The organism is Nocardioides sp. (assembly GCF_035503875.1).
Classification (GTDB): Bacteria; Actinomycetota; Actinomycetes; order Propionibacteriales; family Nocardioidaceae; genus Nocardioides.
Genome location: NZ_DATJTA010000009.1, coordinates 1 through 3,581 on the forward strand (window position 1 = coordinate 1; position 3,581 = coordinate 3,581).

Below are 3,581 nucleotides of genomic sequence, written 5' to 3' on the forward strand. Positions count from 1 at the left end.
ATGACCAACCAGCGGAACCAGGCGTACCCCGACACCTGCGTCGGCACCGACAGCCACACCACGATGGAGAACGGCCTCGGCATTCTCGGCTGGGGCGTCGGCGGCATCGAGGCCGAGGCGGCCATGCTCGGCCAGCCGATCTCGATGCTGATCCCGCGCGTCGTCGGCTTCCGCCTCACCGGCGAGCTGCCGGCCGCCACCACCGCCACCGACCTGGTGCTCACGATCACCCAGATGCTCCGCAAGCACGGCGTCGTCGGCAAGTTCGTCGAGTTCTACGGCGACGGGGTGGCCAAGGTCCCGGTCGCGAACCGGGCCACGATCGGAAACATGTCGCCCGAGTTCGGCTCCACCTGCGCGATCTTCCCGATCGACGCCGCGACGATCGAGTACCTCACGCTGACCGGCCGAACCGAGAGCGAGCTCGACCTAGTCGAGAAGTACGCCAAGGCGCAGGGCCTCTGGCACGACCCGAGCCAGGAGCCGCGGTTCTCCGAGCAGCTCACCCTCGACCTGGGCACGGTCGTGCCGAGCATCGCCGGTCCCAAGCGCCCGCAGGACAAGATCGAGCTGACCGACGCCAAGACCGCGTTCAGGGACGCGCTGCCCACCTACACCGGCGGCGACGGCAACGGCAGCTTCCCCGCCTCCGACCCCGGCGAGCAGGAGGACGTCAGGCCCACCCACGAGGTCAGGGTCACCCTCGATGACGGCAGCGAGACCACCCTCGACCACGGCCACGTTGTGATCGCCGCGATCACCTCCTGCACGAACACCTCCAACCCGTTCGTGATGATCGGCGCCGCCCTGCTCGCGAAGAAGGCGGTCGAGAAGGGCCTCAGCCGCAAGCCCTGGGTGAAGACGACCCTCGCCCCCGGCTCCAAGGTCGTCATGGACTACTACGAGCGCGCCGGGCTCATCCCGTACCTGGACAAGCTCGGGTTCAACCTCGTCGGCTACGGCTGCACCACCTGCATCGGCAACTCCGGCCCGCTGCCGACCACGATCAGCGAGGCCGTCAACGACAACGACCTCACGGTCGTGTCCGTCCTGTCCGGCAACCGCAACTTCGAGGGCCGGATCAACCCGGACGTGAAGATGAACTACCTCGCGTCCCCGCCCCTCGTCGTCGCCTACGCCCTCGCCGGCACGATGGACATCGACCTGGACCACGAGCCGCTCGGCACCGACCAGGAGGGCAAGCCGGTCTTCCTCACCGACATCTGGCCGTCGCCGCAGGAAGTGCAGTCCGTCGTCGCCTCGTCCGTCGCCGCCGACATGTTCACCTCCGACTACGCCGACGTCTTCAACGGCGACGACAACTGGCGCGGCCTCGAAGTGCCGACCGGCGACACCTTCGAGTGGGCGCCAACGTCCACCTACGTCGCCCGGCCGCCGTACTTCGACGGCATGCCGGCCGAGCCCGCGCCGGTGACCGACATCCACGGCGCCAAGGTGCTGGCCAAGCTCGGCGACTCGGTCACCACCGACCACATTTCGCCGGCCGGCGCGATCAAGGCCACCGCTCCCGCGGGCCTGTACCTGACCGAGCACGGCATCGACAAGAAGGACTTCAACTCCTACGGATCCCGCCGCGGCAACCATGAGGTGATGATCCGCGGCACGTTCGCCAACATCCGGCTCCGCAACCAGCTCGCGCCCGGCACCGAGGGCGGTGTCACCAAGAAGGACGGCCAGGAGATGTCGATCTACGACGCGTCCCGGGCCTACATCGAGGAGGGAACCCCGCTGCTGGTGATCGGCGGCAAGGAGTACGGCTCGGGTTCCTCCCGCGACTGGGCGGCGAAGGGCACCGCGCTGCTCGGCGTCCGCGCCGTGCTGGTCGAGTCGTTCGAGCGCATCCACCGCTCCAACCTGATCGGCATGGGCGTGCTCCCGCTCCAGTTCAAGCCGGGCGAGAGCGCCGAGTCCCTCGGCCTCAGCGGCCAGGAGGTCTTCGACGTCGAGGGCATCGAGGAGCTCAACACCGGGACGGTGCCCGGCGAGGTGACGGTGACCGCCGACGGCAAGCGCTTCACCGCCGTCGTCAGGATCGACACCCCCGGCGAAGCCGACTACTACCGGCACGGCGGCATCATGCAGTACGTGCTGCGCTCGCTGCTCGCCGCGCAGTAACGCGACCAAGCACCCGCGTAAAAGCGGCTGCGGCAACCGTTAACAGAAACGTTAACGGTTGCCGCGGTCGTTAGGTTTAGTAGCGGCCCCACCGCGTCCCGCGCCCGTCCACGGGCCTATAGGCTCGACCCATGGCCCACGACCACGACCACGTCAACTCCCACGGTGTCGCCGATGACTTCGAGTACGAGGACATCGACATCAAGGAGGCGCTCGGGCTGCCCGACGCGCTGCCGCCGATTCGCCTGCTGCCGCTGCCCGAGCTCGCGGCCGAGGCCCGCCGGGCCCCCTTGCCGGCTCAGCTCGCCGCGCTCGCCGCGTGGGTGGGCAAGGACGGCCGGGAGGTGGACTCCAGCGGCGACATGACCCCCGAGGACCAGGCCGAAGTCGTCGCCGCGCTCGGCGTCACCCCCGAGGACTTCGACTTCCTGTGGGAGTACGCGCTCGGCGTCGAGTGGCTGCTGTTCGACCCCGACGACGAGGACAAGGTGCTGCAGGGCGAGACCGCCGACGACTGGGCGTCGGGCGACGACGAGTTGGTCTTCGCCGCCTGGTCGTCGACGATGGCCGCCGTCCTCGGCGAGACGCTCGAGCTCTACGGGCCGGAGCCGGACTTCGACGACGAGTCCGACGACGACGAGGGCGACGACGAGGAGTTCAACTTCACCGGCCAGGGGATGGCGATCGCCATCCTGCTCTTCCTCGCCCGCCGGGAAGGGCTCACCGTCGAGGAATTCACCGAGGTGCTGTGGGAGAACGCCGGCGGCGGCGACGTCGACGAAGACGACGAGGAGCTCAGCGACGAGCTGGCCGAGGCGCGGGAACGCTGGGAAGAGGAGTACGGCGACCCCGCCCGGCTGCTCCTGGACCGGCTCCACACCGTGCTCGCGATCACCGAGGACGACGACGTCATCCGGCTCACGCCGCTGGCGCTGGCCGCGCTGCACGAGCAGCTGGTCGAGGCGGGGGTGGACATCCCGCTGCTGCCGCCGACCGCGGCCGAGCTGACCGGCAGCGAGCTGCTGGCGATGGCCGAGGGCGTCAGCGACGCCGAGTTCGAGGCCGAGGCGCAGGCGTGGGTGGAGTCCCGCGGCGACGACCCGGCCGCCAGGGAGCTGCTCGAGCTTGGCGCCGAGGGGCACCCGGGCGAGCGGATGCTCGCGGTCGCCGTCGTCACCGCGATCGGCGCCGCGGCCGCGCCGGCCCTCCGCGAGAGCCTGGCGGTCGAGTCGCTCCGTGGCTACGCGAAGGTCGCGCTGCTCTCGCTGGCGGGCATCGACGACATCAGCGGGGCGGCCGACGTGCCGTCCGAGCTCGAGCTCGGCCCCGACGACCTCGCCTGGATCGCCACCGACCTGCTGGCGCTGGCCTGCGACGACGAGTACCCGGACCCGGACGACCTGGCGGTCAGCTTCCGCGAGGCGGTTCCGGTCGGCCAGGAGGTG

The 3,581-nt window shown here is 70.1% G+C and carries 2 protein-coding genes; both read left to right on the top strand.

Annotation, left to right across the window (positions count from 1 at the left end; translation table 11 throughout):
• A partial coding sequence (acnA, locus tag VMF51_RS03470; RefSeq protein ID WP_325473005.1) for an aconitate hydratase AcnA occupies positions 1–2,136 on the top strand: 2,136 nt, incomplete at its 5' end.
• 131 nt (positions 2,137–2,267) lie between these two features.
• The coding region (locus VMF51_RS03475; protein WP_325473006.1) for a hypothetical protein at positions 2,268–3,581 on the top strand (1,314 nt) is incomplete at its 3' end.